The sequence below is a fragment of the Arenimonas sp. genome (assembly GCF_019459675.1).
GTDB lineage: Bacteria > Pseudomonadota > Gammaproteobacteria > Xanthomonadales > Xanthomonadaceae > Arenimonas.
The window spans coordinates 1-2,472 of record NZ_JAIBFH010000050.1; the positions used below are offsets into that span (position 1 = coordinate 1).

Here is a 2,472-nt window from a genome sequence, read left to right on the forward strand (position 1 = left end):
GCTTCGCCGTGCAGCTGGGCGCCCTGAGTTCGGAAGCCGACGCCAACGCGCTGCGCGACCGCGCGCGCGCCGCCGGCTTCGTGGCGTTCCACCAGCGGGTGGACACCGACCGCGGCGCCGTGTGGCGCGTTCGCGTGGGTCCGGAAGCCGACCGCGCTTCTGCCGACCGCCTGCGCGAATCGGTGGTGGGCAAGCTGGGCATGAAGGACGCGATCGTCGTACCGCATCCGTGACCCACGCCCGCCGCCAACGCCGATGCTGACCTGGGCCGACTTCGCGCTGCTGCTGATCCTGGCGGTGTCGATGGGCATCGGGCTTTGGCGTGGCTTCGTGGTGGAAGTGCTGTCGCTGACGGTGTGGATCGCGGCGTTCTGGCTTTCCATGGGGTTTGGCGAAGACGTCGCCCAGAAACTGGTCGGCGTTGAGCAGGCGTCGGCGCGCCTGTTCCTGGGCTACGCCGGCGTGTTCATCGCTGTGCTGCTGGCCGGCGGCCTGCTGACCTGGCTGATTGGCAAAGTGATCGCCAACACCGGTCTGTCGGGCACCGACCGCGTACTGGGTTTGGGCTTCGGCCTGCTGCGCGGCCTGGTGTTGGCCTGCGTGGCGGTCTTGCTGATGGGGTTCACGCCGCTGCCGCAGGACGCCTGGTGGCAGCAGTCACGGCTGCTGCCCAGCGTGCAGCGCGGCGCCGAGTGGATGGCGGAATTCCTGCCGGCCGCGGCGGCCGAAGAAATCGAGTTTGGCGCGCCGCCGCTGGCGCCAGAACCTGTTGATCCTGGCGCGCCGCCCGAAGCGGCCGCCGTTCCCGTTCCGGAGAACTGAATCATGTGCGGCATCATCGGAATCGCCGGCGCCACCGACGTGGCGGCGGCCCTGTACGACGGACTCACGGTGCTGCAGCACCGCGGCCAGGACGCCGCCGGCATCGCCACCATGGACGGCAACCGCGTCCGCCTGCACAAGGGCAACGGCCTGGTGAAGGAAGTGTTCGACGAGCGCGCGATGGCGCTGCTCACCGGTTCGGTGGGCATCGGCCACTGCCGCTACCCCACGGCGGGGTCGGAAGGCTCGGACGAAGCGCAGCCGTTCTACGTGAACTCGCCCTACGGCATTGCGCTGGCCCACAACGGCAACCTGATCAACACCGATGCGCTGCGCCGGCTGGTGTTCGAGCAGGACAAGCGCAACGTCAACACCGAGTCGGATTCGGAAGTGCTGCTGAACGTATTCGCGCACGAGCTGGCCCAGCAGGGCGCGCTGACGCCGCAGGCCGCCGTGGCCGCGGTGGCCGGCGTGCACCGCCGCTGCACCGGCGGCTATGCGGTGGTGAGCATGGTGCTGGGCCTGGGCCTGGTGGCCTTCCGCGACCCGCACGGCATCCGGCCGCTGGTGCTGGGCAAGCGCGAGGGCGTGCAGGGCACCGAATATGCCATCGCCTCGGAAAGCGTCGCGCTCGACATCCTGGGGTTCGTACGCGAGCGCGACATCGCGCCAGGCGAAGCGGTGGTGGTGACGGCCGACGGCCAGCTTTACGCGGAAGTCTGCGCCGAGCCGCGCCAGCACGCCCCGTGCATCTTCGAGTTCGTCTACTTCGCCCGCCCGGACTCGATGATCGAGAATATTTCCGTGCACAAGGCCCGCATGCGCATGGGCGTGACCCTGGGCGAAAAGATCCTGCGCCTGAGGCCGGACCACGGCATCGACACCGTGATCCCGATCCCCGACACGTCGCGCGACGCGGCGCTGGAAATCGCCAACGTGCTGGGCGTGAAATACCGGGAAGGCTTCATCAAGAACCGCTACGTCGGCCGCACCTTCATCATGCCGGGGCAGGGCGAGCGGGTTAAGTCGGTGCGCCGCAAGCTCAACCCCATCCCGCTGGAGTTCAAGGGCCGGGTGGTGCTGCTGGTGGACGATTCGATCGTGCGCGGCACCACCAGCCAGCAGATCGTGCAGATGGCGCGTGACGCCGGCGCCCGCAAGGTCTACCTCGCGTCCGCCGCGCCGCCGGTGCGCTACCCGAACATCTACGGCATCGACATGCCTTCGGCCGACGAACTGGTGGCGCACAACCGCACCGAGGCGCAGATCGAACAGCTGCTGGGCTGCGACTGGCTGATCTACCAGGACCTGGCCGACCTGGAGTCGGCGGTTTCGGGCCCCAAGTTCCCCGGCAAGCACTTCGACAGCTCCTGCTTCAGCGGCGAGTACGTCACCGGCATCGAGGCTGGCTACTTCGAGCGCATCCAGCACCTGCGCTCGGACGACGCCAAGCACAAGCGACGCGCTTCTTGAGCGGATGCCTGGCCAGGAAATGACCGCAAGCCTTTTCGACGCCGCCAATGAGTGCCTGCGCGAGGCCGACCCGGCCCGCAAGATGGCGCTCACGCACGCCGCGGGCCCCCCCATAGCGCCCCGGGCACACCCCCGTTGAGCCCCCCCCCCCCCCCCCCCCCCCCGCGGGGCGCCCCC

Annotated in this window: 3 protein-coding genes; all 3 read left to right on the plus strand. The window is 69.3% G+C overall.

The window, feature by feature from the left end; all coding sequences use genetic code 11:
- Window positions 1-233: SPOR domain-containing protein (locus tag K0M70_RS01980; RefSeq protein ID WP_290778588.1), on the plus strand; the 233-nt coding region annotated here is incomplete at its 5' end.
- 22 nt (window positions 234-255) lie between these two features.
- The gene (locus K0M70_RS01985; protein WP_290778591.1) at window positions 256-822 is read left to right on the plus strand and encodes a CvpA family protein; all 567 of its coding nucleotides are present in this window, start codon (window positions 256-258) and stop codon (window positions 820-822) included.
- Window positions 823-825: 3 nt separating this feature from the next.
- The gene (purF, locus tag K0M70_RS01990; protein WP_290778593.1) at window positions 826-2,295 is read left to right on the plus strand and encodes an amidophosphoribosyltransferase; all 1,470 of its coding nucleotides are present in this window, start codon (window positions 826-828) and stop codon (window positions 2,293-2,295) included.
- Window positions 2,296-2,472 lie beyond the last annotated feature (177 nt).

Bases quoted from the DNA above. Each gene is read 5' to 3' on its own strand.
- purF (WP_290778593.1), top strand. From the start codon at position 826: ATGTGCGGCATCATCGGAATCGCCGGCGCCACCGACGTGGCGGCGGCC.
- K0M70_RS01985 (WP_290778591.1), top strand. From the start codon at position 256: ATGCTGACCTGGGCCGACTTCGCGCTGCTGCTGATCCTGGCGGTGTCG.